The organism is Acidovorax sp. Leaf160 (assembly GCF_001424265.1).
Lineage (GTDB): Bacteria > Pseudomonadota > Gammaproteobacteria > Burkholderiales > Burkholderiaceae_C > Paracidovorax.
In genome coordinates this window covers 22,810-46,544 of record NZ_LMOV01000024.1, presented here as the reverse complement: position 1 = coordinate 46,544, position 23,735 = coordinate 22,810, and the positions used below count along the sequence as shown (strand labels likewise).

Below are 23,735 nucleotides of genomic sequence, written 5' to 3'. Positions count from 1 at the left end.
GGCCATGGCCGTTTCAAGGTTGAAATGCGCGCTCGCCTGGTTATTGCTGGTTAAATGGTGTGATGACCGAAACTTTGGGAATGGATGCGCACGATGGCCGTATATTGGCCGAGCTGCAGGCGGATGGCCGCCTGAGCATGGCCGAGCTGGGCCGCAGGGTGCACCTCAGCCAGCCGGCGGTGACCGAGCGGGTGCGTAAGCTGGAGGCGGCCGGTGTCATCCAGGGCTACGGGGCGCGGGTGAACCATGAGCGGCTGGGCTACGGCATCCGCGCGCTGGTGCGGGTGGGCCGGGCCGAGTACGCACGCGTGGTGAGGCTCATCGAGAACACGCCCGAAGTGCTGAATGCTTTCAACGTCACCGGGGAAGACAGCTGGATCCTGGAGATCGCGGTCATCGATGTGAGCCACCTGGACGCCGTGGTGACCGGGTTCTGCCTCCTCGCCCAGACGTCCACCTGCATCGTGCTGAACGCCGCGCGCGAGCATGCCCCGTTGCTGCCGGCGCGTCGGGACGCCATCCGACCGCCCATCCGCAAGGTCACGGGCCGCTAGCGCGGCCCGGAGGCCGGGGGTCTGGCTGGCGCACGGCCACGGGGAACGGGCAGGGTGGCGAGTACCACGCTCGCCAGCGCAATGCCGAAGGCCACCAGTTGCATGGGCGTCATGCGTTCGCCCAGCACCAGCACACCCACCAGCGTGGCGCTGACGGGCAGCAGCACCGTGAAGATGCCTCCCTGTGCAGCGGGCACGGCCTTCAGGCCGGTCATCCACAGCCACACGCTCCACACGCAGGCCGCCAGCGCGTAGAACACCAGCAGCAGCCAGGTGCCGGCGCCCACGGCACTGAAGTCGAACCGCCACGCGGTGTAGATGCCAAAGGGCGTCGCGATCACGAACCCCCAGAGATTGATGAGCGAGGTGATGCGCCGGGGGCCGAGCGTGCCGGTCAGCTTCTTGCCGATCACCGAATAGGCCGCCTCGCACAGCGAGGCCGCGACCAGCAACGCGTACCCCAGCCAGACCAGATTGTGGGCGTTTTGCGGCTGCAGCGCCGATGGATCAACAGCATGGTGCTCTGGTTTCGATAGCGAAAAAAGCAGAATGCCCACCACCGCCATGGCGACCGACAGCCAGGTGCGCAAGGCCACGCGCTCTCTAAGGAATGCCCAGCTCATCACGGCCACCGCTGCTGGGATGGACGACATGATCACACCCGCCGATGTGGCGCTCGTCATGCTGACGCCATAGATCATGCATACCGTGAACAGGAAATTGCCGAGCAGCGACTGCAGGAACAGCAGGCCCACGGTGCGGCCGGGGAGCGGGGCTTCCGTTGCCGGCTTGCGCAGCCAGTGGAGCATGGCGACGCCGCCGATGCCGAACCGCATCCAGGCCAGCAGAAACACCGGAAAGGCGGCAGCCAGCGGCTTGGACAGGGCAACGTAGCTGCCCACCAGCGACATGCTCAGTGCGAGGCAGAGGTAGGCGACGGGGCGGCTGGGCGTATTCACTAGACTGCGGCACAAATCATTGGAGATCCGATCATGCCCCACGAATCCACCACCGAACAGCCGGCGCCGGAGCGCCATGTCTTCGTCTATGGCACGCTGCGGCGCGGCGGCAGCAACGACATCACCCGGTTGCGTCCCGCGCCTCGGCTGGTTGGCACCGCCAGGTTGCGCGGAGTGCTCTATGGGCTGGGCCCTTATCCGGGCATGCGGCTCGAAGGGCATGGCGAGGACGATCCGCCGGTGATCGGCGAGGTCTACGCCGTCAGCGAGGCACTGGAGCGGCAACTGGATGTGATCGAAGGCCTGCGGCTGGACCTGCCGGCGCAGGACCTGGATGAGTACGCCAAGCGGGATGTGGTGGTCGAGGTGGGGGGCCAGCCTGTCGAATGCTTCATGTATGAGATCCACCCCCGGTTTGCGGAAGCCACGGCGCGGCTCTTGCATGGGGACTGGTTTCAGGTGGTGCCGCCGCAGCAGGCCGAACTGACCGAGGTGGAACTGGACGTTCAAACGGTGGAAACGCTCTCCCACCATGTGAAATAAGGCGATGCGGCGTTGCACAAAAATTTCTTGATATGAGAAATGTTTTTTCACATGGAAAGATTGGCATGCCAAGCCATTGAATTCAAAAGGAAATATTTAACTCTTGTATAAGACATAAGAGCTTGCGCAGGTCTTATAGAAGACTTAAAGTTGATCCCAAGGGCCAACGCCCGATGTGTCTGAAACTTCCCTTTCTGGAGAGAACCATGCCCCAATCGCTGAACGCCCAACTGAGCCGTGAACAACAGATCGCAGCCCTTGAACTCGATTGGGCTCAGAACCCGCGCTGGAAGGGCGTGAAGCGCAACTATTCCGCGGCCGACGTGGTGCGCCTGCGCGGCAGCGTGCAGCCAGAGCACACCTATGCGCAGCGCGGCGCGGAAAAGCTCTGGGACAAGATCAACGGCGGCGCCAAGAAGGGCTACGTGAATGCCTTTGGTGCCATCTCCGCCGGCCAGGCCATGCAGCAGGCCAAGGCAGGTCTGGAAGCGGTGTACCTGTCGGGCTGGCAGGTGGCTGCCGACGGCAATACCTCCGAAACCATGTATCCCGACCAGTCGCTGTACGCCTACGACTCGGTGCCCACCATGGTCCGCCGCATCAACAACACCTTCAAGCGCGCTGACGAAATCCAGTGGGGCCGCGGCGTGAACCCGGGCGACAAGGAGTTCATCGACTACTTCCTGCCCATCGTGGCGGACGCGGAAGCCGGCTTCGGCGGCGTGCTGAACGCCTTCGAGCTGATGAAGAACATGATCGCTGCCGGGGCTGCCGGCGTTCACTTCGAAGACCAGCTCGCTGCGGTCAAGAAGTGCGGCCACATGGGCGGCAAGGTGCTGGTGCCCACCCAGGAAGCCATCGAAAAGCTGCTGGCCGCGCGCTTCGCCGCCGACACCATGGGCGTGCCGACCATCATCCTGGCCCGCACCGACGCGGAAGCCGCCAACCTGATCACGTCCGACCACGATGCCAACGACAAGCCCTTCCTGACGGGCGAGCGCACGCAGGAAGGCTTCTACCGCGTGAAGAACGGCCTGGAACAAGCCATCAGCCGCGGCGTGGCCTACGCCCCCTACGCCGATCTGGTGTGGTGCGAAACCGGCGTGCCCGACATCGGCTTTGCCCGCGAATTCGCGCAGGCCGTGCATGCCGCCTGCCCGGGCAAGCTGCTGAGCTACAACTGCTCGCCTTCCTTCAACTGGAAGAAGAACCTCAATGAAAAGCAGATCGCGTCGTTCCAGGAAGATCTGTCCGCACTGGGCTACAAGTACCAGTTCATCACGCTGGCCGGCATTCACATCAACTGGTACAACACGTTCCAGTTTGCCCATGCCTATGCTCGCGGCGAAGGCATGAAGCACTACACCGAAATGGTGCAGGAACCCGAATTCGCAGCGCGCGAAAAGGGCTACACCTTCGTGTCGCACCAGCAAGAGGTGGGCGCGGGTTATTTCGACGACGTGACCACCGTGATCCAGGGCGGCTCCTCCAGCGTGAAGGCGCTGACGGGGTCCACCGAAGAAGAGCAGTTCCACTGATCTGCCGAGCTTTAGGCGGCCCAGGTGCCGTCCGTGCCACGGAAGCCCGGCCAGTGCCGGGCTTCGTCATTCGGGGCGGCGGCGACCCGAGGTGTGGGGTCGGCGGCGGGACGGGTTAAAATCCCCCGATCTCAACGCACAAGGGCGAGAAAGGCAATCTGGTTATGACACCGCGAACTACATCGGAGCCATCCACCGGCCTGTAAAGGCTGGACGTTCGCGCCTGCACACACCCATTGCTGCACCTTCCATCCAAAAGCGCGGACGCATGTTCCGCGCTTTTTGCTTTCGGGCGTTGCGCGGGCTCTTCCGGATGAATGGACGAACAGGATTTTCGAATGATTCAGATCACGCTTCCCGACAACTCCCAGCGCGAATTCCCCGGCCCGGTCACGGTGTCCGAAGTGGCCCGCTCCATCGGCCCCGGTCTGGCCAAGATCACGGTGGCCGGCAAAGTGGATGGCAAGCTGGTGGATGCCAGCGACCTCATCGACCACGACGCACGCCTGCAGATCATCACGCCGCGCGACCAGGAAGGGGTGGAAATCATTCGTCACTCCTGCGCGCACTTGGTGGGGCATGCCGTCAAGCAGCTCTATCCGACCGCCCGCATGGTGATCGGTCCGGTGATCGAAGAGGGCTTCTACTACGACATCGCCTTCGAGCGGCCTTTCACGCCCGAAGACATGGCCGCCATCGAGCAGCGCATGAAGGAGCTGATCGCGCTCGACTACGACGTCATCAAGAAGATGACGCCGCGCGCGGAGGTGATCGAAGTCTTCAAGTCGCGCGGCGAGGCGTACAAGCTGCGGCTGATCGAGGACATGCCCGATGAGACCGCCATGGGTCTTTACTACCATCAGGAATACGTGGACATGTGCCGCGGCCCGCACGTGCCGAACACGCGCTTCCTGAAGGCGTTCAAGCTCACCCGCGTGTCGGGCGCCTACTGGCGCGGCGATGCGAAGAACGAGCAGCTGCAGCGCATCTACGGCACGGCCTGGGCCGACAAGAAGGACCTGGACGCCTACATCCAGCGCATCGAGGAAGCCGAGAAGCGTGACCACCGCAAGCTGGGCCGCGAGCTCGACCTGTTCCACATCGACGAGTATTCGCCGGGCACCGTCTTCTGGCACCCCAAGGGCTGGACGGTGTGGCAGGGCGTGGAGCAGTACATGCGCCAGGTCTACCGCGACAACGGCTACCAGGAGGTGAAGGGCCCGCAGATCCTCGACAAGCATCTGTGGGAGAAGACCGGCCACTGGGACAAGTACCGCGAGAACATGTTCACGACGGAGAGCGAAAAGCACGACTACGCGCTCAAGCCGATGAACTGCCCGGGCCACATCCTGATCTTCAACCAGGGGGTGAAGAGCTACCGCGATCTGCCGCTGCGCTTCGGCGAGTTCGGTCAATGCCACCGCAACGAGCCCACGGGCGGCCTGCACGGCATCATGCGCGTGCGCGCCTTCACCCAGGACGATGGCCACATCTTCTGCACGGAAGACCAGATCCAGCAGGAATGCATCAACTTCACGGCACTGCTGCAGAAGGTCTACAAGGACTTCGGCTTCACCGACATCATCTACAAGGTCGCCACGCGGCCCGAGAAACGCATCGGTTCGGAAGAAAGCTGGGACAAGGCCGAGAACGCGCTGATCGAAAGCCTGAAGGCCTCGGGTTGCGACTACCAGATCGCGGTGGGCGACGGCGCCTTCTACGGCCCGAAGCTGGAGTACACGCTGCGTGACGCCATCGGCCGCCACTGGCAGTGCGGCACGATCCAGGTCGATCCGTCGATGCCCGAGCGGCTGGGCGCCGAATATGTGGGCGAAGACGGTGCGCGCCACACCCCCATCGTGCTGCACCGCGCGATCGTCGGCAGCCTGGAACGATTCATCGGCATCCTGATCGAACAGCACGCTGGCGCACTGCCCACGTGGCTGGCGCCGGTGCAGGTCGCGGTGCTCAACATCACGGGCGCGCAGGACGAATACTGTCGCGAAATTGCTGCAAAGCTTCAAAAAGCATTGCCGAATCAAGGCCTTAGAGTCGTGACCGATCTGCGTAACGAAAAGATCACGTATAAAATACGCGAGCATTCGTTGCAAAAGCTGCCTTACATCCTCGTCGCAGGCGAGAAGGAAAAGGCAGCCGGCGCCGTCGCAGTGCGCGCCCGAGGCAATCGAGACCTCGGTGTGATGTCTCTCGAAGCGTTCGTCGCGCTCATCGCAGAAGATATCGCCTCTAAAGCTTGATTTGGTTGAAAACATGCTTTAGCCCGCGTGGACAGTGCGGCATTAGCTACTATTTTTGTAGCATTTTGATTGAAGGAATAGAGCCATCGCTACTGAATTTCGTGATCGTCGCCACCGTGAAGAGCGCAAGCACCGCCTGAACCGGGAAATCATGGCCCCTGAGGTCCGCCTCTCGGGTCCTGACAACGAGCCTTTGGGTGTTGTGAGCCTCATGGAAGCTCTCCGCATGGCGGGCGAGTTGGATGTGGACCTGGTGGAGATTGCCGCCACGGCCAGCCCCCCCGTTTGCCGCCTCATGGATTACGGCAAGTTCAAGTACCTTGAACAAAAGCGCGCGGCGGAGGCCAAGGCCAAGCAGACGGTCATCGAAATCAAGGAAGTGAAGTTCCGTCCCGGTACCGACGACGGCGACTACAACATCAAGATGCGCAACATCCGCCGCTTCCTGGCGGAAGGTGACAAGTGCAAGATCACGCTGCGGTTCCGTGGACGGGAAATTACCCACCAGGAACTGGGGCTGGCACTGTTGAACCGCATCCGTGACGATCTGGGCGACACGATCCTGGTGGAGCAATTCCCCAAGCTCGAAGGGCGCCAGATGATCATGATGATCGCGCCAGGCCGCAAGAAGCCTGCGGCAGCCAAGCCTGCGGGCGAGGCCGCAGGCAGCGCCGCTCCGGCGGCCTGATGCGAGAGGCGGATCGTTCAGGTCCGCCAGCGGTGTCTTGAAGAATGTGCGGCGTGGGGCTGATCAAGCCCCGCGCGGCATGAGACGGCGTGAAAACGCCGTCGCGCAGCGCAGCGATGCAGCTGCTTAAAAGTGGCTCGGGGCCAACAAGTTTGCGAATCGGTTTGCAAACGCCTCACGAGCACAAACAAGAAGGAGCATTCACATGCCCAAAATGAAGACCAAGAGCAGCGCGAAAAAACGTTTCCGCGTTCGTCCCGGTGGCACCGTCAAGCGCGGTCAAGCCTTCAAGCGTCACATCTTGACCAAGAAGACCACCAAGAACAAGCGCCATCTGCGTGGTGCGGTTGCTGTGCACGAGACCAACATGGGCTCGATTTCACAGATGCTGCCCGGCATGGGCGTTTAATTTACTGACGAACAAGGAGTACTCACATGCCTCGCGTCAAACGTGGTGTAACGGCCCGTGCCCGTCACAAGAAAGTTCTAGCCCTCGCCAAGGGTTTCCGTGGTCGCCGCGGTAATGTCTTCCGCATCGCCAAGCAGGCGGTGATGAAGGCTGGGCAATATGCCTACCGTGACCGCCGCACCAAGAAGCGCGTGTTCCGCCAACTGTGGATCGCCCGTATCAACGCCGCTTCGCGCGAACTGGGCCTGACCTACAGCCAGTTCACGAACGGCCTGAAGAAGGCTTCCATCGAGATCGACCGCAAGATGCTGGCCGACCTCGCGGTGCACGACAAGGCTGCCTTCGGCAGCATCGTGGAACAAGTCAAGGCCAAGCTGGCTGCTTGAGTTCACGGTCGACTGCTACTGAATAGATAGCAGTCTGCGCACTAACAACAAGGGCTAGAGCTTGAAAAGGCACTAGCCCTTGTTTATTTTCACGAGTCGATATGAACGAGCTGGATTCCCTGGTCGAGAGCGCGCGGCAACTGTTCGCGCAAAGCACAACCCCTGCTGATCTGGAAAACGCCAAGGCGCAGTTTCTGGGCAAGTCCGGCCGCCTGACCGACCTCATGAAAGGCATGGCGCAGCTGACGGTGGAAGAGAAGAAGTCGCGCGGCGCTGCGATCAACCTGGCCAAGCAGGCCGTGGAAGCGGCACTGACCGACCGCCGCCAGGCGCTGGCCGATGCGGAACTGCAGCTCCAGCTCAAGGCCGAGGCGCTGGACGTGAGCCTGCCAGGACGCCAACGGGGCCGGGGTGGCCTGCACCCCGTCACGCTCACGCTCGAGCGGATCGAGCAGATCTTCGGCTCGATGGGTTTCGAGGTGGCCGAGGGCCCCGAGATCGAGACCGACTGGTTCAACTTCACCGCGCTCAACACGCCGCAGGATCATCCCGCGCGCTCCATGCACGACACCTTCTACGTGGAAGGTGGCACCCCCGATGCGCCGCACCTGCTGCGCACCCACACCAGTCCCATGCAGGTGCGCCACGCGATGCAGCACGTCAAGCGCCATCGCGCGAAGATCGATGCAGGGCAGGGCATGCCCGAGATCCGCGTCATCGCGCCCGGCCGCACCTACCGCGTCGACAGTGACGCCACCCATTCGCCGATGTTCCACCAGTGCGAAGGCCTGTGGATCGGCGAGAACGTGAGCTTCAAGGACCTGAAGGTCGTGTTCACGGCGTTCTGCCGCACCTTCTTCGAGAGCGATGACCTGGTGCTGCGCTTTCGGCCCAGCTTCTTTCCGTTCACCGAGCCCAGTGCCGAGATCGACATCCAATTCCAGACCGGACCGCTCGCCGGCCGCTGGCTGGAAGTGGCCGGCTCCGGCCAGGTGCACCCGAACGTGGTCCGCAACATGGGCCTGGATCCGGAAACCTACATCGGCTTTGCCTTCGGCATGGGCCCCGACCGGCTGACCATGCTGCGCTATGGCGTCAACGACCTGCGCCTGTTCTTCGACGGCGACGTCCGCTTCCTCACGCAGTTCCAGTGAAGCGCGCCGGCCCTGAGGCCTGAACGCCAGGGGCTGCACAGCGGCCCGACCATCGACCGAATCTAGAGAATCCGAAAATGCAATTTCCAGAATCCTGGCTGCGCGAGTTCTGCAACCCGCCGCTGACCACCGCCGAACTGGCCGAGACGCTGACCATGGCGGGCCTCGAAGTGGAAGAGCTGCGCCCGGTAGCGCCGGCTTTCACGCGCATCGTCGTCGGCGAGATCAAGGAGGCCGTGCAGCACCCCAATGCCGACCGTCTGCGTGTGTGCCAGGTCGACGTGGGCCAGGACGTGTTGCTGAACATCGTCTGTGGCGCCCCGAATGCGCGCGCCGGCATCAAGGTGCCGTGCGCGCTGGTCGGCGCCGAACTCCCGCCGGGTGAAGACGGCAAGCCGTTCCTGATCAAGCTCGGCAAGCTGCGGGGCGTCGAAAGCCAGGGCATGCTGTGCTCGGCCAAGGAATTGCAGCTGGCCGACGACCACGGCGGACTGCTGGAGCTGGCCGGCGACGCCGTTCCGGGCCGTGACATCCGGGAGCAGCTGGACCTGGACGACACGCTTTTCACCCTGAAGCTCACGCCCAATCTGGCCCACGCGCTGAGCGTGTACGGTATTGCCCGGGAGCTGTCCGCGCTGACTGGCGCGCCCTTGAAGTCGCCCGGCTTTCCCGCCGTGGCGACGCAACTGGAGGAGCGCCTTCCCGTGGCGGTGGTCGACGCCGACCTGTGCGGACGGTTCTCCGGCCGGGTGGTGCGCAACGTCAACACGCGGGTGGCCACGCCGCAATGGATGGTGGACCGGCTGGCCCGTTGCGGGCAGCGCAGCGTGTCGCCACTGGTGGACATCTCCAACTACGTGATGTTTGAATTGGGCCGGCCCTCCCACATCTTCGATCTGGACAAGATCGACGGCGGCCTGGAAGTGCGCTGGGGCCGTGAGGGTGAACAGCTCAAGCTGCTCAACGGCAACACGGTGACCGTGGACGGAGCCGTCGGTGTGATCGCCGACCGGCAGGCCGTCGAATCGCTGGCCGGCATCATGGGCGGCGACGCCACTGCGGTGTCGGACGACACGCGGCACATCTACATCGAAGCGGCTTTCTGGTGGCCCAAGGCGGTGGCTGGTCGTTCGCGCCGGTTCAACTTCTCGACCGACGCCGGGCACCGTTTCGAGCGTGGCGTGGATCCGAAGAGCACGGTGGAGCACATCGAGCGCATCACGCAGCTGGTGCTGGACATCTGCGGCACCCCCGAGACGGCATGTGGCCCGGTGGACGACCAGGTGCTGGACATCCCCCAGCCCAGGACCGTCACCCTGCGCGTCGCCCGCGCGGCCAAGGTCATCGGCATGCCGCTCACGCAGGAACAGTGCGTCGATGCGCTTGAGCGCCTCGGCCTGGACGTGACGGCGCAGGGCGGTGTGCTGCAGGTCGTGGCGCCTTCCTACCGCTTCGACATCAATATCGAAGAAGACCTGATCGAAGAAGTGGCACGCATGATCGGCTACGAGCAGCTGCCCACGACGCCGCCGCTCGCACCCATCACGCCCAAGCTGCGGGCCGAATCGCGCCGCAGCGCCTTCGCCGTGCGCCGCGAGCTGGCCGCGCTGGGCTATCAGGAAACCATCAACTTCAGCTTCGTGGAAGCGGCCTGGGAGCGTGATCTCGCGGCCAATGCGCAACCGATCCAGCTGCTCAACCCCATCGCCAGCCAGCTGAGCGTGATGCGCTCGTCGCTGCTGGGCTCGCTGCTGCAGGTGTTGAAGTTCAATCTGGACCGCAAGGCCGATCGCGTGCGGGTGTTCGAGCTGGGCCGCGTGTTCCTGCGCGACGGCTCTGTGGTCGACAGCGACACCACGGTGGCGGGTGTGCATCAGCCGATGCGCGTTGCCGGCCTGGCCTACGGTCCGGCGGACATGCTGCAATGGAGTGCCAAGACCACCCCGGTCGATTTCTTCGACGGCAAGGGAGACGTGCAGGCGCTGCTCGCGCCGCTGGCCGCCACCTTCGAGCCGGGCACGCACCCGGCCATGCACCCAGGGCGCTGTGCGCAAGTGGTGCTGGACGGAGAAGTCATCGGCCACGTTGGCGAGCTGCACCCGCAATGGCGCCAGTCCTGGGGATTGCCGCTGGCGCCTATAGCCTTCGAGCTGGACCTGGAAGCCGTGCTGCGCCGCCCCGTGCCGGTGTTCTCGGCCGTGGCCAAGCACCAGGCGGCCGAACGCGACATCGCGGTGGTGGTCGCCGAGCGAGTCACCCATGCCGAGGTCATGGCCGCCATCCGCTCCGCAGTGTCTGCCGACGTGCTGCGTTCTGCCGTGCTGTTCGACGTCTTCCGGCCCAAGCCCTTGCGCGACGGTGAGGTGCCGTCTGCAGGCGCACTGGCGGCGGGCGAGAAGAGTCTGGCGGTGCGGCTGACCCTGGGCAGCGACGTCGCCTCGCTGACAGAAGCCGAGATCGACGGGGCCGTGCAAGCGGCATTGCAGGAGCTGTCGCGCCGCACCGGCGCGAGGCTGCGGTGACATGTTGAAGGAAGGTTCAGACGTGGTGGAATTCACCGTGGAAAGCCTGGAGACGCCGGCGCTCACCAAGGCGCAACTGGCCGATCTGCTATTCGATCACATCGGGCTGAACAAGCGCGAGTCCAAGGACATGGTGGACGCGTTCTTCGATCTGATCGCCCAGAGCCTGGTGGAAGGGCGCGATGTGAAGCTGTCGGGCTTTGGCAACTTCCAGATCCGCACGAAAGCGCCCAGGCCTGGTCGCAACCCGCGCACCGGGGAGGCCATTCCCATCGAAGCGCGGCGGGTGGTGACGTTTCATGCGAGCAGCAAGCTCAAGGATCAGATCCAGAATCCGCCCGCAGCGTAAAGCGTGGCCTTGCGATTTGGCACTGGCAAGCCGCAGGGCCCTGGGGTACGCTTGCCGGCTGGCCTTTTCGTCCGCGAAGTTCCATGAGCACATCGCTTCCGTCCATTCCCGCAAAGCGCTACTTCACGATCGGTGAGGTGGCCGAGCTTTGCGGCGTCAAGCCGCACGTGCTGCGCTATTGGGAGCAGGAGTTCACCCAGTTGCGGCCGATGAAGCGCCGCGGCAACCGGCGGTACTACCAGCATCACGAAGTGCTGATGATCCGGCGCATCCGGGACTTGCTCTACGACCAGGGTTTCACCATCAGTGGCGCGCGCAACCGCCTTCAGGATGGCCCGGCGATCGAAGAGGACTTCGCGGTGGGCGGCTCGGAGCTTGCGCCCCCAGAGGTGGCTGTCACGGCGCCCCTGCTCCATGGCGCGGCGGTATCCATGGCCGGTGCGGGGCTGGATGCGGAATCGATTCGCAAAGAATTGCGCGAAATTCGCGAGCTTCTTTCGGAAGGCTGAATTTCCGTCCTATAATTGCGGTCTTGTCGGCGTGTAGCGCAGCCTGGTAGCGCACTTGCATGGGGTGCAAGGGGTCGCGAGTTCGAATCCCGCCACGCCGACCATTTTATCGATCGAATCAATGGGCTATGCCGCAAGGCGTAGCCCATTTTTTCTGCGCCCGCTGTGCCCGCGCAGCACGGCGCGCGACTGATGGGGGCGCCTTCGTGTTCCAGTGGATCGGCCGGGCCAGCCGTTGCGCGGTCAGTGCAGCTTGGAGGCGAAGAGAGTGCGAACCAGTGCCGGCAAGCACTGTTCCAGGGGCATGGCCTGCGCGATCAGGGTTTCGGCCCGCTCCACCTGGGCGCTCAGGATGCGACGCGTCTGCCGGGGGCCCACCATCGACACGAGCGTGGATTTGCCCGCGTCCTGGTGGCAGTCCTTGCCCAGCGTCGCTGGCTCCATTTCGAGATCGGCAAGATCGTCGGCCAGCTGGAAGGCCTGGCCCAACGCGTCTGCAGCCTCTCGCAGCAGGCCCCGGGTGCCGGCGTCGGCGCCCGCAGCCAGCGCCGCAATGTCGAAGGCGGCGGCAAACAGCACACCGGTCTTCAGTTCATTCGTTCGCGCGATGTGCGGCCTGCTCGACTCGCCGGCTGCGGCATGCAGATCGCGGTACTGTCCCGTCACCAGCCCTTCGATGCCCACGGCGTCGGAGAGGACCGCAACCATCTCGGTCCTGACATGAGCAGGAATGGCCGCGGCGGTGGCGGTGATCCGCCACGCCCGGGCCAGCAGCGCGATGGATGCCAGCATGGCGACGTCTTCCCCGAATGCGATGTGCACCGTCGGTTGGCTCCGGCGCAGCTTCGCATCGTCCATGCAGGGCAGATCGTCCAGGAAGAGGGAAGCAGCGTGCACCATCTCCAGGGCGCATGCCGCGTCGAGCACGTCGGTGGGATCGAGCTGGAACCCGCGGGCAGCCAGCAGCACCAGCAGCGGCCGCACGCGCTTGCCTGGTGCCAGCACACCGTACCGCATGGCGGCAGCCACGCGATCCTGTTGCGCATCGGCCGCAGGCAGTAGCATGCCAAGTCGCTCGTCGATCATCCGCCGCAACTCGTCCGTCGAATGCTCGGCGGGCTGGGCGATGGGAGCAACGGGAAGGGCGAAGGACGGCAAGACCGCAGGGAGGGCAAGCATGGTGTGACACTCATTGGTGCGCCCGCCAACCGGACGCCAAGGTTGGCACCTTAGTCACAAAGGCAGCGCTTGAACGGTCGCGGGGCGCAACTCGGGCCCGCGTCCTACAGCCGAGGTGGACACAATAGCCCGGTCGGCTCCTGGTTTGCCGCCAGGAACACACGCCCATGCATTTCGCCTTCATCGCTCCGCCTTTCACCAGCCATGTGCGCGCGTTGGAGGCCCTGGCGTCGGTGCTGCTGAACCGGGGCCATCGGGTGAGCTGGCTGCATCAGGCAGATGTCTCGCCCCTGTTGCATGACCAGCGCATCGAATTCCACGCGCTGGGTGCATCGACGCATCCGGCAGGACAGCTCGAAACCATCGTCGCCCGCGCTGCGAATCCGGGCGGCGTCGGCGGCCTGCGCAGGGTGATCGGCGACGTAGCCAGCGGAACCGACATGCTGTGCCGTGAGGCGCCAGCGGTGCTGGCGCGGCATGGCGTGGAGGTCATCGTCGCCGACCAGATGGAAGCGGCGGGTGGCCTGCTTGCGGCCGGTCTGGGTTTGCCATTCATTTCGGTGGCGTGCGCCCTGCCGGTGAACCGCGATCCGCGCGTGCCGCTGCCGGTCATGCCTTGGGGTTACGCCCAGGATCAGCGCGGCGAGCAGCTGAATGAGGGCAGCACCCGGGTGTACGACTGGTTGATGACACCCCATGAGCGCGTGATCCAGCGGCATGCGGAACATTTCGGCTTGGAAGGCCGGCGCACGCTGGCCGATTGCCTCTCGCCCATCGCCCAGATCAGCCAGACCACCGCCGGTTTCGACTTCCCCCGCGCGGATCTGCCCGCGCATTTCCACCATGTCGGTCCACTGCGCGGGCCTTTGGTGGCGGAACCACCGCTGGACCTTGAACTCAACGACTCCCGACCCTTCGTCTTCGCGTCCCTGGGCACCTTGCAAGGTGGCCGCTTGGGGCTCTTCCAGCGCATTGCGCGCGCGTGCCGCGCCGAGGGCCTGCAATTGCTCATAGCGCACTGCGACCGTCTGAACGGTGCGCAGGCGGCCGCCCTGGTGCAAGCCGGGGCTTGCGCAGTGACCGGCTTTGCGCCGCAACGCACTGCCCTGGCGCGAGCGGATCTGGTCGTGACCCATGCGGGCCTGAACACGGCGATGGATGCGCTGGAGGCAGGCACGCCGCAGCTGGCGCTGCCGCTGGCTTTCGATCAGCCAGGCGTGGCTGCGCGCATCGCCCATGCCGGCACCGGCATCAAGCTGCTTCCGCCGCTTGCCAGCGTGCGGGCGATGCGGCGTGCGCTGCGCACGCTGCTGAGCGAGCCGCAGTTTGCCGAGCGTACGCGGGTGCTTGGCAGAGAGGTCGCTGCTGCGGGCGGCGCTGAACGGGCGGCGGACATCGTGGAGGCGGCTCTCGGCCCGGCTACACCAGGCCTGCGGGCCGCGCCGTCAGTCCACCCGCGTTCTGCGGCCGCCAGTGCGGCAACAAGCCAGGCCATCCATGCGTGATACCGCCGCCGCATGTTCCCTGGACGCCGATCTGCTGCTGGTGGGCGGCGGGCTCGCAAATGGTCTGATCGCCCGGCGGCTGAGCGAAGCCCGGCCGGGCATGCGTATCCTGCTGCTGGAGGCTGGAGACACGCTGGGCGGCAATCACACCTGGAGCTTCCACGCTTCCGACCTGTCCGCGGCCCAACAGGCCTGGATCTCCCCGCTGGTCGTGTACCGATGGCCGGCGCACGATGTCGCCTTTCCCGGCTACCAGCGCCGCGTGGAAGGCGATTACTGCAGCGTCACCTCCGACCGCTTCGATGAATTCCTGCGCACGCGAACCGGCGTCGATGTTCGGCTCGGTTGCCAGGTCGATACCGTCGCGCCTACCAGTGTGCATCTCAAGAATGGACAGGTGCTGCGGTCCCGCGCGGTGATCGACGCACGGGGCGCGCCGGAGACGGCCCACCTGGCATTGAGATTCCAGAAATTTCTCGGCCAGGAGCTGCGTCTCGAACGGCACCACGGTCTCACCGCGCCGATGCTGATGGACGCCACCGTCGATCAGGTCGACGGCTATCGCTTCGTCTATGTGCTGCCGTTCACGGCAGATACCGTGCTGGTGGAAGACACCGTCTACGCCGACGGCAGCGACCTGTCGCGAGAGCGGCTCCGCGCGCACATCGCAGACTACGTGGCTGGCCGCGGGTGGCGTGTGGCCGAGTTGCTGCGAGAAGAAGAGGGCGTGCTGCCGATTGCACTTGCCGGCGATGTCGAAAGCCTCTGGCGTGACGCTCAAGGCGTGCCGAAAGCCGGGCTGGCCGCTGCCCTGTTCCATCCCACCACGGGCTATTCGCTGGCGCAGGCGGTCCGGCTGGCGGATCATCTGGCGGCCTTGCCGCGCAGCGCCTGGGACGACCCGGCGCAGGTGTTCTCCGCCGTGCGCGCCGCTGCCGTCGCTCAGTGGAAGTCCGACGGGTTCTTTCGCCTGCTCAACCGCATGCTGTTCCTGGCGGCAGAACCCGCCGCGCGGCGGGTGGTGATGGAGCGCTTCTACCGGCTGAAGGCAGGCCTCATCCACCGCTTCTACGCAGGTCGGCCCACCTGGCGAGACAAAGCCCGCGTCCTGACGGGCCGCCCGCCAGTGCCCGTGGCGGCTGCCATTCGTGCAGCGCTGCATCCCGTACCGGACGCGCCTTCCGATTCTTCGTTTCGTCCATCTGTCACGGCATCCCCTGAATGAATCCTTCCTCTTCTTCAGCGGCCACTGCCGCAGTCATCGGTTCGGGCTTCGGCGGCCTGGCGCTCGCCATGCGCCTGCAGGCCGCTGGTGTGCAGACCACGGTCTTCGAGTCGCGTGACAAGCCCGGCGGGCGGGCCTATGTCTATCGCGACCAAGGCTTCACGTTCGATGCCGGGCCGACGGTGATCACCGACCCTTCGGCGCTGGAGGAGCTGTTCGCGCTCTCCGGCCGATCGCTGGCCGACTATGTGGAGCTGCTGCCGGTCGCGCCTTTCTATCGCCTGTGCTGGGAGGATGGCACCACGCTCGACTACGCCAACGACCAGCAGGCGCTGGACGCACAGCTGCGGGCGTTTTCCCCCGACGATGTCGAGGGTTACCAACGCTTTCTGGAGTACTCCCGCGCGGTGTTCGAAGAGGGCTACCGCAAGCTCGGCACCGTCCCCTTCTTGAATTTCCGCGACATGGTGGCCGCCGGCCCGGCTCTGGTGAAGCTGCAGGCCTGGCGCAGCGTCTACAGCAAGGTGTCGCAGTTCATCAAGGACGAGAAGCTGCGGCAGGTCTTTTCGTTCCACTCGCTCCTCGTCGGCGGCAACCCGTTCGAGACCAGTTCCATCTACGCGCTGATCCACGCGCTCGAGCGCGAATGGGGTGTCTGGTTTCCGCGCGGCGGCACCAGTGCGCTGGTGCAGGGCATGGTGCGTTGCTTCGAGGACATGGGCGGCACGCTCCGGCTGTCCACGCCGGTGGAGCGTATCGAGGTGCAGTCGGGCCGTGCAAGCGCCGTCGTGGCCGGTGGGCAGTCCCATGGCTTCGATCAGGTCGCATCGAACGCGGACGTGGTTCACACCTACGAGCGCTTGCTCGGCCACACTCCGCGCGGACAGGCCGAGGCGCGGCGTCTGAAGGGCAAGCGGTTCAGCATGTCGCTGTTCGTGGTGCACTTCGGGCTGTCACGGCCACAGCCCCAGCTGCGGCACCACACGGTGTGCTTCGGCGCGCGCTACCGCGAATTGATCCGGGACATTTTTCACGGCAGCGAAATCCCCGAGGATTTTTCGCTCTACCTCCATGCGCCCTGCGCCACCGACCCGTCGCTCGCGCCTGCCGGCTGCTCCAGCCACTACGTGCTGGCCCCGGTGCCGCACCTGGGCAATGCGCCGGTCGACTGGTCGGTGGAAGGGCCACGCCTGCGCGACCGCATCTTCGACTACCTGGAAGCGCACTACATGCCGGGCCTGCGCGAGAGCCTGGTCACCAGCCGGATGTTCACGCCAGCCGACTTCCGGGACGAGCTGAACGCGCACCACGGCTCCGCCTTCTCCCTTGAGCCGGTGTTGACCCAGAGTGCATGGTTCCGCCCGCACAACCGCGATGCGGAGATTCCCAACCTCTACATCGTCGGTGCCGGCACGCATCCGGGCGCGGGCGTCCCGGGCGTGGTCGGCTCCGCCAAGGCCACCGCCGGCCTGATGCTCGAGGAGGCGGGCCGATGATGCGCGCGCACACGCCTGCGGCGGCCCGGGTCATCGCGCACGGCGATGCGGCGATTCGGACTGGCTCGCACAGCTTCGCCGCCGCGGCCCGGCTGTTTGCGCCCGAGGTGCGGGAAGCTGCGGTGATGCTGTATGCATGGTGCCGGCACTGTGATGACGTGGTGGATGGCCAGACCCTGGGTCACGGTCAACGGGCTGCGCACCCGGGTGACAGCGCTGCCTTGCTTGCCCAGTTGCGCCATTCCACGCGCCAGGCGTGCAGCGGTCTGCCGCAGGACGACCCGGTCTTTGCCGGGCTGGCCGAGGTGGTGCGGCGCCACCGCATCGCGCCGGTCTATTTCGAGCACCACCTGGACGGCTTCGCCATGGATGTGGCGGGCCAGCGCTACGCCAGCCTGGACGACATACTGGCCTACTGCTGGCGCGTGGCCGGCGTCGTCGGCGTGATGATGTCGCAGATCATGGGCCGCAGCGATGCGCCCACGCTGGATCGTGCCTGCGACCTGGGCATGGCGTTCCAGCTCACCAACATCGCCCGGGACGTGGTCGAGGACGCCGCCATCGGCCGCGTGTACCTGCCTGCCGACTGGCTGGCCGCCGAAGGCCTGCCAAGTGACGCGCGGCTGGCGGAACCGCAGCACCGCGCGGCGCTGGCGCGCGTGGCCCAGCGGTTGGTACAGACGGCCGAGCCGTACTATGACTCGGCGATGGCGGGTCTGCCTTCGCTGCCGCTACGCTCCGCCTGGTCGATTGCCACGGCGCGTTGCGTCTACCGGGCCATTGGTCGCAAGGTGCACCACCGCGGTCCTGCCGCATGGGACACCCGCGCCCGCACGTCGGGCGTGGAAAAAATCGGCTGGGTGGTGGCTGCCGCCGCGCAGGCTGTCGCGTCCAGGACGCACGGTCCGGCGCCAAGAGATCCGCAACTCTTTCAGCGCCCGGTCTGAGCGAAGAGGGCAGGGGACAGCCGCTCAGCCCCGGCTCGGGCGGCGTTCCTTGCGCAGTCGCTGCACTTGCTGCAGGCGCTGCTTGAGCCGATCCGGCGCAGGCGCCCACAGGAAGCCGAACGACACGCAGTCTTCCCGGCCATGCACCGCGTGGTGCAGGCGATGGGCCTGGTAGAGGCGTTTCAGGTAGCCGGACCGTGGCACCCAGCGCCACGGCCACCGCTTGTGCACCAGCCCGTCATGCACGAAGAAATAGAGCGCGCCGTACAGCGTCATTCCCGCGCCCACCCACTGCAGCGGCCAGTGCCCCGACGTTCCCAGGGCGATCAGCACGATCGCCACGCCAGCAAACACCACCGCATAGAGGTCGTTCTTCTCGAACCAGCCCGTCGCGGGCTCGTGGTGGGAGCGGTGCCAGCCCCAGCCCCAGCCGTGCATGATCCAGCGGTGCGCAGCCCACGCGAAAACCTCCATGCCGGCCACCGTGGCAACCAGGATTCCGAGCGAGGCGAGTGGCGTGTCCATGGAGAGGCGCGCATTCGCGCGGCGAGGGGGAAACCGGACATGCTACCTGATGGTGAGGGAGCGACGGCGCTCGCCGTGCCTGGCCGGCACGCAAAACAGCCCGCCACGAAACCCTGCCCGGCACCCTGCCGGGCGGCGTGATCGATGCGGGTTATCCCGCGCTCATGGCGGGTCCGGCCGGCACCTGCGGATATAATCGGGGGCTTTCCCGCAAAAACGTCGCCCGGCCGCACCCAAAGCAATTCCCCAACAAGCAGCAGTCCTCAGGAACGCCTTCCTGCGGGCTCCGGGCGACCCGTAACCATTCGGAGAACCCAGTGCTCTTGTCTTTACAGGGATCCTTCCCGCCCGCCATCCTGGCGCTCGCAGACGGCACGGTCTTTATCGGCAACTCGATCGGTGCCACCGGCACCACCGTCGGCGAAGTGGTGTTCAACACCGCCATCACCGGCTATCAGGAAATCCTCACCGACCCCAGCTATTGCCAGCAGATCGTCACCCTGACGTATCCGCATGTGGGCAACTATGGTGTCAATGGCGAGGACATCGAGGCTGACAAGATCCACGCTGCCGGCCTCATCATCAAAGATCTGCCGCTGCTGGCCAGCAACTTCCGCAGCACCGAGACGCTGTCGCAGTACCTCGTGCGCGAGAAGACCGTCGCCATCGCCAACATCGACACCCGCAAGCTCACCCGTCTGCTGCGTGACAAGGGCGCGCAGAACGGCGCCATCCTGGGCCTGGCGGCGGGCGAGGCCGTGACGCAGGCGCGCGTGGACGAAGCCCTGGCAGCCGCCAAGGCGGCCCCCAGCATGAAGGGCCTGGACTTGGCGCAGGTCGTGAGCACCAAGACCTCCTACGTCTGGGACCAGACCGAGTGGCAGCTGGGCTCGGGCTACGGCCGGCTGGAGCAGCCGCGGTTCCACGTGGTGGCCTACGACTTCGGGGTGAAGAAGAACATCCTGCGCATGCTGGCGCAGCGGGGCTGCAAGCTGACCGTGGTGCCCGCCAAGACGCCGGCCGCCGACGTGCTGGCGATGAACCCCGATGGCGTGTTCCTCGCCAACGGCCCCGGTGATCCGGCGCCCTGCGACTACGCCATCGAAGCCACGCGCCAGGTGATCGATGCTGGCGTGCCGACCTTCGGCATCTGCCTGGGACACCAGATCATGGCCCTGGCCAGCGGCGCCAAGACCTTCAAGATGGACAACAGCCACCACGGCGCGAACCACCCCGTGAAGGATCTGGACGACGGTCGCGTGAGCATCACCAGCCAGAACCACGGCTTCTCGGTGGAAACCGACTCGCTGCCCTCCACGCTGCGCCCGACGCACATCAGCCTGTTCGACGGCACCTTGCAGGGCCTGGAGCGCACCGACAGGCCGGCCTTCTGCTTCCAGGGCCACCCCGAAGCTTCGCCCGGACCCCACGACATCGCCTACCTGTTCGACCGTTTCACGGCCCTGATGGAAAAGCACAAGACGGAGAACAAGAATGCCTAAGCGCAGTGATCTCAAATCGATCCTCATCATCGGCGCCGGCCCGATCATCATCGGCCAGGCCTGCGAGTTCGACTATTCCGGCGTGCAGGCCTGCAAGGCGCTGCGCGAAGAGGGCTACAAGGTCATCCTGATCAACAGCAACCCTGCGACGATCATGACGGACCCGGCCACGGCGGACGTGACCTACATCGAGCCCATCACCTGGCAGACGGTCGAGAAGATCATCGCCAAGGAGCGCCCCGACGCGATCCTGCCGACCATGGGCGGCCAGACCGCGCTGAACTGCGCGCTGGACCTGTGGCACCACGGCGTGCTGGAAAAGTACCAGGTCGAGCTGATCGGCGCCACGCCGGAGGCCATCGACAAGGCCGAGGACCGGCTGAAGTTCAAGGACGCGATGACCAAGATCGGACTGGGCTCGGCCCGTTCCGGCATCGCCCATTCCATGGACGAAGCCTGGGCCGTGCAGAAGACGGTGGGCTTTCCGACCGTCATCCGCCCCAGCTTCACGCTGGGCGGCACCGGCGGCGGCATCGCCTACAACCCGGAAGAATTCGAGACCATCTGCAAGCGCGGCCTGGAAGCCTCGCCCACGAACGAGCTGCTGATCGAGGAATCGCTGCTCGGCTGGAAGGAGTACGAGATGGAAGTGGTCCGCGACAAGGCGGACAACTGCATCATCATCTGCTCCATCGAAAACCTGGACCCGATGGGCGTGCACACCGGTGACTCGATCACCGTGGCGCCCGCGCAGACGCTTTCCGACAAGGAATACCAGGTGCTGCGCAACGCCTCGCTGGCCGTGCTGCGCGAGATCGGTGTGGACACCGGTGGCTCGAACGTGCAGTTCTCCATCAACCCGAAGGACGGCCGTATGGTCGTCATCGAGATGAACCCGCGCGTGTCGCGTTCGTCGGCGCTGGCTTCCAAGGCCACGGGTTTCCCGATCGCCAAGGTGGCGGCCAAGCTGGCGGTGGGCTACACCCTCGACGAACTCAAGAACGAGATCACCGGCGGCGCCACGCCGGCCTCGTTCGAGCCGTCGATCGACTACGTGGTCACCAAGATCCCACGGTTCGCGTTCGAGAAATTTCCCACGGCCGACAGCCGCCTGACGACGCAGATGAAGTCGGTGGGCGAAGTCATGGCCATGGGCCGCACGTTCCAGGAGTCGTTCCAGAAGGCCCTGCGCGGCCTGGAAGTCGGCGTGGACGGCATGAACGAGAAGACGCAGGACCGCGAGCTGCTCGAAAAGGAACTCGGCGAGCCCGGCCCCGAGCGCATCTGGTACGTGGGCGATGCTTTCGCCATGGGCCTGTCGGTCGATGAAGTCTTCGAGCTGACCAAGATCGACAAGTGGTTCCTCACCCAGATCGAGCAGATCGTGAAGATCGAACTCGACATCGACAAGCTGGTGTCCGAGAAGGGCGCCGGCGCGCTGGCCGCGCTCGACGCCGCCACCCTGCTGTCGCTGAAGCAGAAGGGTTTCTCCGACCGCCGGCTGGCCAAGCTGCTCAAGACGAACGAGAAGGCCGTGCGCGAGGCACGCCGCGCGCTGCAGGTGCGCCCCGTGTACAAGCGCGTGGACACCTGCGCGGCCGAATTCGCCACCAACACGGCGTACCTCTACTCCACCTACGAAGCCGCGCCCTACGGCGGCACGGCCGAGTGCGAGGCCCAGCCTTCTGGCAACAAGAAGATCATGGTGCTGGGTGGCGGGCCGAACCGCATCGGCCAGGGCATCGAGTTCGACTACTGCTGCGTGCATGCCGCGCTCGCCATGCGCGAGGACGGCTATGAAACCATCATGGTCAATTGCAACCCCGAGACCGTCTCGACCGACTACGACACGTCGGACCGCCTCTATTTCGAGCCCGTCACGCTCGAGGACGTGCTGGAGATCGTCGACAAGGAAAAGCCGGTCGGCGTGATCGTGCAGTACGGGGGGCAGACGCCGCTGAAGCTGGCCCTGGGCCTGGAAGCCGAAGGCGTGCCGATCATCGGCACCACGCCTGACATGATCGACGCCGCCGAAGACCGCGAGCGCTTCCAGAAGCTGCTGGGCGACCTGGGCTTGCGCCAGCCGCCCAACGCCACGGCTCGCACCGAGGCCGAGGCACTGGAGAAGGCCGCGGCCCTGGGCTATCCGCTCGTGGTGCGTCCGAGCTACGTGCTGGGGGGCCGTGCGATGGAGATCGTGCACGAGCAGCGCGACCTGGAGCGCTACATGCGCGAGGCCGTGAAGGTGAGCAACGACTCGCCCGTGCTGCTGGACCGCTTCCTCTCCAACGCCATCGAATGCGACGTGGACTGCGTGCGGGATGCCTCCGGCGTCACCTTCATCGGAGGCGTGATGGAGCACATCGAGCAGGCCGGCGTGCATTCGGGCGATTCCGCCTGTTCGCTGCCGCCGTACTACCTGTCGCAAGGCACCATCGACGAGATCAAGCGTCAGACGGCCGCCATGGCCGCAGGGCTGAACGTGGTGGGCCTGATGAACGTGCAGTTCGCCATCCAGGAAGTGGACGGCAGCGACGTGATCTACGTGCTGGAAGTGAACCCGCGCGCCTCGCGGACGGTGCCGTTCGTCTCCAAGGCCACGGGCATCCAGCTGGCCAAGGTGGCGGCGCGCTGCATGGCTGGCCAGACGCTGGCGTCGCAGGGCATCACGAAGGAGGTCACGCCGCCTTACTTCAGCGTGAAGGAAGCCGTGTTCCCGTTCGTCAAGTTCCCCGGCGTGGACACGATTCTCGGCCCCGAGATGAAATCCACCGGCGAAGTGATGGGCGTGGGCAAGACCTTCGGCGAGGCATTCGTGAAGAGCCAGCTCGGCGCGGGCACCAAGCTGCCGACGTCCGGCAAGGTGTTCCTCACCGTCAAGAACGCCGACAAGCCGCGCGCCGTCGACATCGCCCGCCAGCTGGTGGCCCTGGGCTTCGAGCTGGTGGCCACCAAGGGCACGGCAGCCGCCATTGCCGAGGCCGGCGTGCCGGTGGGCGTGGTGAACAAGGTCACCGAGGGCCGCCCGCACATCGTGGACATGATCAAAAACGACGAGATCGTCATGGTCATCAACACGGTGGAGGAGCGCCGCAACGCCATCGCCGATTCGCGCGCGATCCGCACCAGCTCGCTGCTGGCCCGCGTCACCACCTTCACCACCATCTTCGGTGCGGAGGCGGCGGTAGAAGGCATGAAGCATCTCGAAAACCTGGATGTGTATTCGGTGCAGGAACTGCATGCGCAGCTGACCGCCTGAGAGGGCCCGGGGCTGTGCGCCAGGGCCCGCCCGGACGCCGGGCCCGCCCGTGCCGGCCGCAGGGTCCACGGGCTTTCCAGAGGGAGAGTGCAGCTGCAAACGCGGCATAATCCCCTGTCGAACCAAGAACCGCCGCGCGGCAACGCGCGGCGGTTTGCTTTTGGTGGCGTCGCGGCACTGCAAGGCAGTGTGGCTTGCGCGCCGAGCAGCGCCGCGCGTTCGTCGCGC

At 65.4% G+C, this 23,735-nt stretch carries 20 protein-coding genes and 1 tRNA gene; 18 read left to right on the top strand and 3 right to left on the bottom strand.

From position 1 onward, the window contains the following. The first annotated feature begins 62 nt into the window (after positions 1–62). Positions 63–554, top strand: a complete 492-nt coding sequence (locus tag ASF94_RS13805; RefSeq protein ID WP_056667388.1) for an Lrp/AsnC family transcriptional regulator — start codon at positions 63–65, stop codon at positions 552–554. Here the strand turns inward: ASF94_RS13805 and ASF94_RS13800 are convergent. Beyond that, complete coding sequence (locus ASF94_RS13800; protein WP_255355268.1) at positions 551–1,513, bottom strand: DMT family transporter; 963 nt, start codon at positions 1,511–1,513, stop codon at positions 551–553. The two genes, ASF94_RS13805 and ASF94_RS13800, sit on opposite strands and share 4 nt — an antisense overlap. Before the next feature lie 33 nt (positions 1,514–1,546). Here ASF94_RS13800 and ASF94_RS13795 point away from each other — a divergent pair, with 33 nt between their 5' ends. From ASF94_RS13795 to ASF94_RS13745, 11 genes are all read left to right on the top strand, one after another. Further along, positions 1,547–2,056, top strand: a complete 510-nt coding sequence (locus ASF94_RS13795; protein ID WP_082493296.1) for a gamma-glutamylcyclotransferase — start codon at positions 1,547–1,549, stop codon at positions 2,054–2,056. 206 nt (positions 2,057–2,262) lie between these two features. Continuing rightward, complete coding sequence (aceA, locus tag ASF94_RS13790) at positions 2,263–3,594, top strand: isocitrate lyase (RefSeq protein WP_056667382.1); 1,332 nt, start codon at positions 2,263–2,265, stop codon at positions 3,592–3,594. Between the two features lie 338 nt (positions 3,595–3,932). Next, positions 3,933–5,852, top strand: a complete 1,920-nt coding sequence (gene thrS / locus ASF94_RS13785) for a threonine--tRNA ligase (protein ID WP_056667379.1) — start codon at positions 3,933–3,935, stop codon at positions 5,850–5,852. 85 nt (positions 5,853–5,937) lie between these two features. Then, a complete protein-coding gene (gene infC, locus ASF94_RS13780; RefSeq protein WP_082493295.1) occupies positions 5,938–6,540 on the top strand; it encodes a translation initiation factor IF-3 in 603 nt (200 codons plus the stop codon). 205 nt (positions 6,541–6,745) lie between these two features. Continuing rightward, positions 6,746–6,949: a 50S ribosomal protein L35 gene (rpmI, locus tag ASF94_RS13775; RefSeq protein WP_008904041.1), complete on the top strand. Its 204-nt coding sequence runs from the start codon at positions 6,746–6,748 to the stop codon at positions 6,947–6,949. Between the two features lie 26 nt (positions 6,950–6,975). Continuing rightward, a complete protein-coding gene (gene rplT / locus ASF94_RS13770; RefSeq protein WP_056667373.1) occupies positions 6,976–7,335 on the top strand; it encodes a 50S ribosomal protein L20 in 360 nt (119 codons plus the stop codon). A 101-nt stretch (positions 7,336–7,436) separates the two neighbouring features. Further along, positions 7,437–8,489: a phenylalanine--tRNA ligase subunit alpha gene (gene pheS, locus ASF94_RS13765; protein ID WP_056667371.1), complete on the top strand. Its 1,053-nt coding sequence runs from the start codon at positions 7,437–7,439 to the stop codon at positions 8,487–8,489. Between the two features lie 77 nt (positions 8,490–8,566). Next, positions 8,567–11,011, top strand: coding sequence for a phenylalanine--tRNA ligase subunit beta (gene pheT / locus ASF94_RS13760; RefSeq protein WP_056667368.1), 2,445 nt, complete (start codon positions 8,567–8,569; stop codon positions 11,009–11,011). Position 11,012: 1 nt separating this feature from the next. After that, the gene (locus ASF94_RS13755) at positions 11,013–11,360 is read left to right on the top strand and encodes an integration host factor subunit alpha (protein ID WP_056667367.1); all 348 of its coding nucleotides are present in this window, start codon (positions 11,013–11,015) and stop codon (positions 11,358–11,360) included. Between the two features lie 83 nt (positions 11,361–11,443). Further along, the gene (locus ASF94_RS13750) at positions 11,444–11,869 is read left to right on the top strand and encodes a MerR family transcriptional regulator (RefSeq protein ID WP_056667363.1); all 426 of its coding nucleotides are present in this window, start codon (positions 11,444–11,446) and stop codon (positions 11,867–11,869) included. 27 nt (positions 11,870–11,896) lie between these two features. After that, positions 11,897–11,973: transfer RNA gene (locus ASF94_RS13745), tRNA-Pro, on the top strand. A 139-nt stretch (positions 11,974–12,112) separates the two neighbouring features. Here ASF94_RS13745 and ASF94_RS13740 read toward each other — a convergent pair. After that, positions 12,113–13,048: a polyprenyl synthetase family protein gene (locus ASF94_RS13740; RefSeq protein WP_082493293.1), complete on the bottom strand. Its 936-nt coding sequence runs from the start codon at positions 13,046–13,048 to the stop codon at positions 12,113–12,115. 206 nt (positions 13,049–13,254) lie between these two features. Here ASF94_RS13740 and ASF94_RS13735 point away from each other — a divergent pair, with 206 nt between their 5' ends. Genes ASF94_RS13735 through ASF94_RS13720 form a run of 4 tightly spaced genes read left to right on the top strand, consistent with a single transcriptional unit; the run spans position 13,255 to position 18,221 of the window. Further along, positions 13,255–14,553 (top strand): nucleotide disphospho-sugar-binding domain-containing protein, encoded by a 1,299-nt coding sequence (locus ASF94_RS13735; RefSeq protein WP_235505374.1) that lies wholly within the window; start codon positions 13,255–13,257, stop codon positions 14,551–14,553. After that, positions 14,546–15,778 carry a lycopene beta-cyclase CrtY gene (gene crtY, locus ASF94_RS13730; protein ID WP_056667361.1) on the top strand — a complete coding sequence of 411 codons (1,233 nt, stop codon included), beginning with the start codon at positions 14,546–14,548 and terminating at the stop codon, positions 15,776–15,778. The genes ASF94_RS13735 and crtY overlap by 8 nt, the downstream gene beginning before the upstream one ends. Further along, positions 15,775–17,274, top strand: coding sequence for a phytoene desaturase (locus ASF94_RS13725; protein WP_056667360.1), 1,500 nt, complete (start codon positions 15,775–15,777; stop codon positions 17,272–17,274). The genes crtY and ASF94_RS13725 overlap by 4 nt, the downstream gene beginning before the upstream one ends. Next, the gene (locus tag ASF94_RS13720) at positions 17,271–18,221 is read left to right on the top strand and encodes a phytoene/squalene synthase family protein (RefSeq protein ID WP_235505373.1); all 951 of its coding nucleotides are present in this window, start codon (positions 17,271–17,273) and stop codon (positions 18,219–18,221) included. Before ASF94_RS13725 ends, ASF94_RS13720 begins: the two co-directional genes overlap by 4 nt. 24 nt (positions 18,222–18,245) lie before the next feature. On the opposite strand, the gene ASF94_RS13715 is transcribed toward ASF94_RS13720, so the two are convergent. Beyond that, on the bottom strand, positions 18,246–18,746 hold the full coding sequence (locus ASF94_RS13715) for a sterol desaturase family protein (protein WP_056667359.1): 501 nt from the start codon (positions 18,744–18,746) through the stop codon (positions 18,246–18,248). Positions 18,747–19,063: 317 nt separating this feature from the next. On the opposite strand from ASF94_RS13715, the gene carA reads away from it, so the two are divergent. Together carA and carB are read left to right on the top strand one after the other, a co-directional pair. Beyond that, positions 19,064–20,248 (top strand): glutamine-hydrolyzing carbamoyl-phosphate synthase small subunit, encoded by a 1,185-nt coding sequence (carA, locus tag ASF94_RS13710; protein ID WP_056667358.1) that lies wholly within the window; start codon positions 19,064–19,066, stop codon positions 20,246–20,248. Further along, positions 20,241–23,507 carry a carbamoyl-phosphate synthase large subunit gene (carB, locus tag ASF94_RS13705; protein WP_056667357.1) on the top strand — a complete coding sequence of 1,089 codons (3,267 nt, stop codon included), beginning with the start codon at positions 20,241–20,243 and terminating at the stop codon, positions 23,505–23,507. The genes carA and carB overlap by 8 nt, the downstream gene beginning before the upstream one ends. Positions 23,508–23,735: the final 228 nt, after the last annotated feature.

Excerpts from the sequence above, each read along its gene's own strand:
- ASF94_RS13805 (WP_056667388.1), top strand. The coding sequence starts at position 63 with ATGACCGAAACTTTGGGAATGGATGCGCACGATGGCCGTATATTGGCC.
- ASF94_RS13795 (WP_082493296.1), top strand. The coding sequence starts at position 1,547 with ATGCCCCACGAATCCACCACCGAACAGCCGGCGCCGGAGCGCCATGTC.
- aceA (WP_056667382.1), top strand. The coding sequence starts at position 2,263 with ATGCCCCAATCGCTGAACGCCCAACTGAGCCGTGAACAACAGATCGCA.
- thrS (WP_056667379.1), top strand. The coding sequence starts at position 3,933 with ATGATTCAGATCACGCTTCCCGACAACTCCCAGCGCGAATTCCCCGGC.
- rpmI (WP_008904041.1), top strand. The coding sequence starts at position 6,746 with ATGCCCAAAATGAAGACCAAGAGCAGCGCGAAAAAACGTTTCCGCGTT.
- rplT (WP_056667373.1), top strand. The coding sequence starts at position 6,976 with ATGCCTCGCGTCAAACGTGGTGTAACGGCCCGTGCCCGTCACAAGAAA.
- pheS (WP_056667371.1), top strand. The coding sequence starts at position 7,437 with ATGAACGAGCTGGATTCCCTGGTCGAGAGCGCGCGGCAACTGTTCGCG.
- pheT (WP_056667368.1), top strand. The coding sequence starts at position 8,567 with ATGCAATTTCCAGAATCCTGGCTGCGCGAGTTCTGCAACCCGCCGCTG.
- ASF94_RS13755 (WP_056667367.1), top strand. The coding sequence starts at position 11,013 with ATGTTGAAGGAAGGTTCAGACGTGGTGGAATTCACCGTGGAAAGCCTG.
- ASF94_RS13750 (WP_056667363.1), top strand. The coding sequence starts at position 11,444 with ATGAGCACATCGCTTCCGTCCATTCCCGCAAAGCGCTACTTCACGATC.
- ASF94_RS13740 (WP_082493293.1), bottom strand. The coding sequence starts at position 13,048 with ATGCTTGCCCTCCCTGCGGTCTTGCCGTCCTTCGCCCTTCCCGTTGCT.
- crtY (WP_056667361.1), top strand. The coding sequence starts at position 14,546 with ATGCGTGATACCGCCGCCGCATGTTCCCTGGACGCCGATCTGCTGCTG.
- ASF94_RS13725 (WP_056667360.1), top strand. The coding sequence starts at position 15,775 with ATGAATCCTTCCTCTTCTTCAGCGGCCACTGCCGCAGTCATCGGTTCG.
- ASF94_RS13720 (WP_235505373.1), top strand. The coding sequence starts at position 17,271 with ATGATGCGCGCGCACACGCCTGCGGCGGCCCGGGTCATCGCGCACGGC.
- ASF94_RS13715 (WP_056667359.1), bottom strand. The coding sequence starts at position 18,746 with ATGGACACGCCACTCGCCTCGCTCGGAATCCTGGTTGCCACGGTGGCC.
- carB (WP_056667357.1), top strand. The coding sequence starts at position 20,241 with ATGCCTAAGCGCAGTGATCTCAAATCGATCCTCATCATCGGCGCCGGC.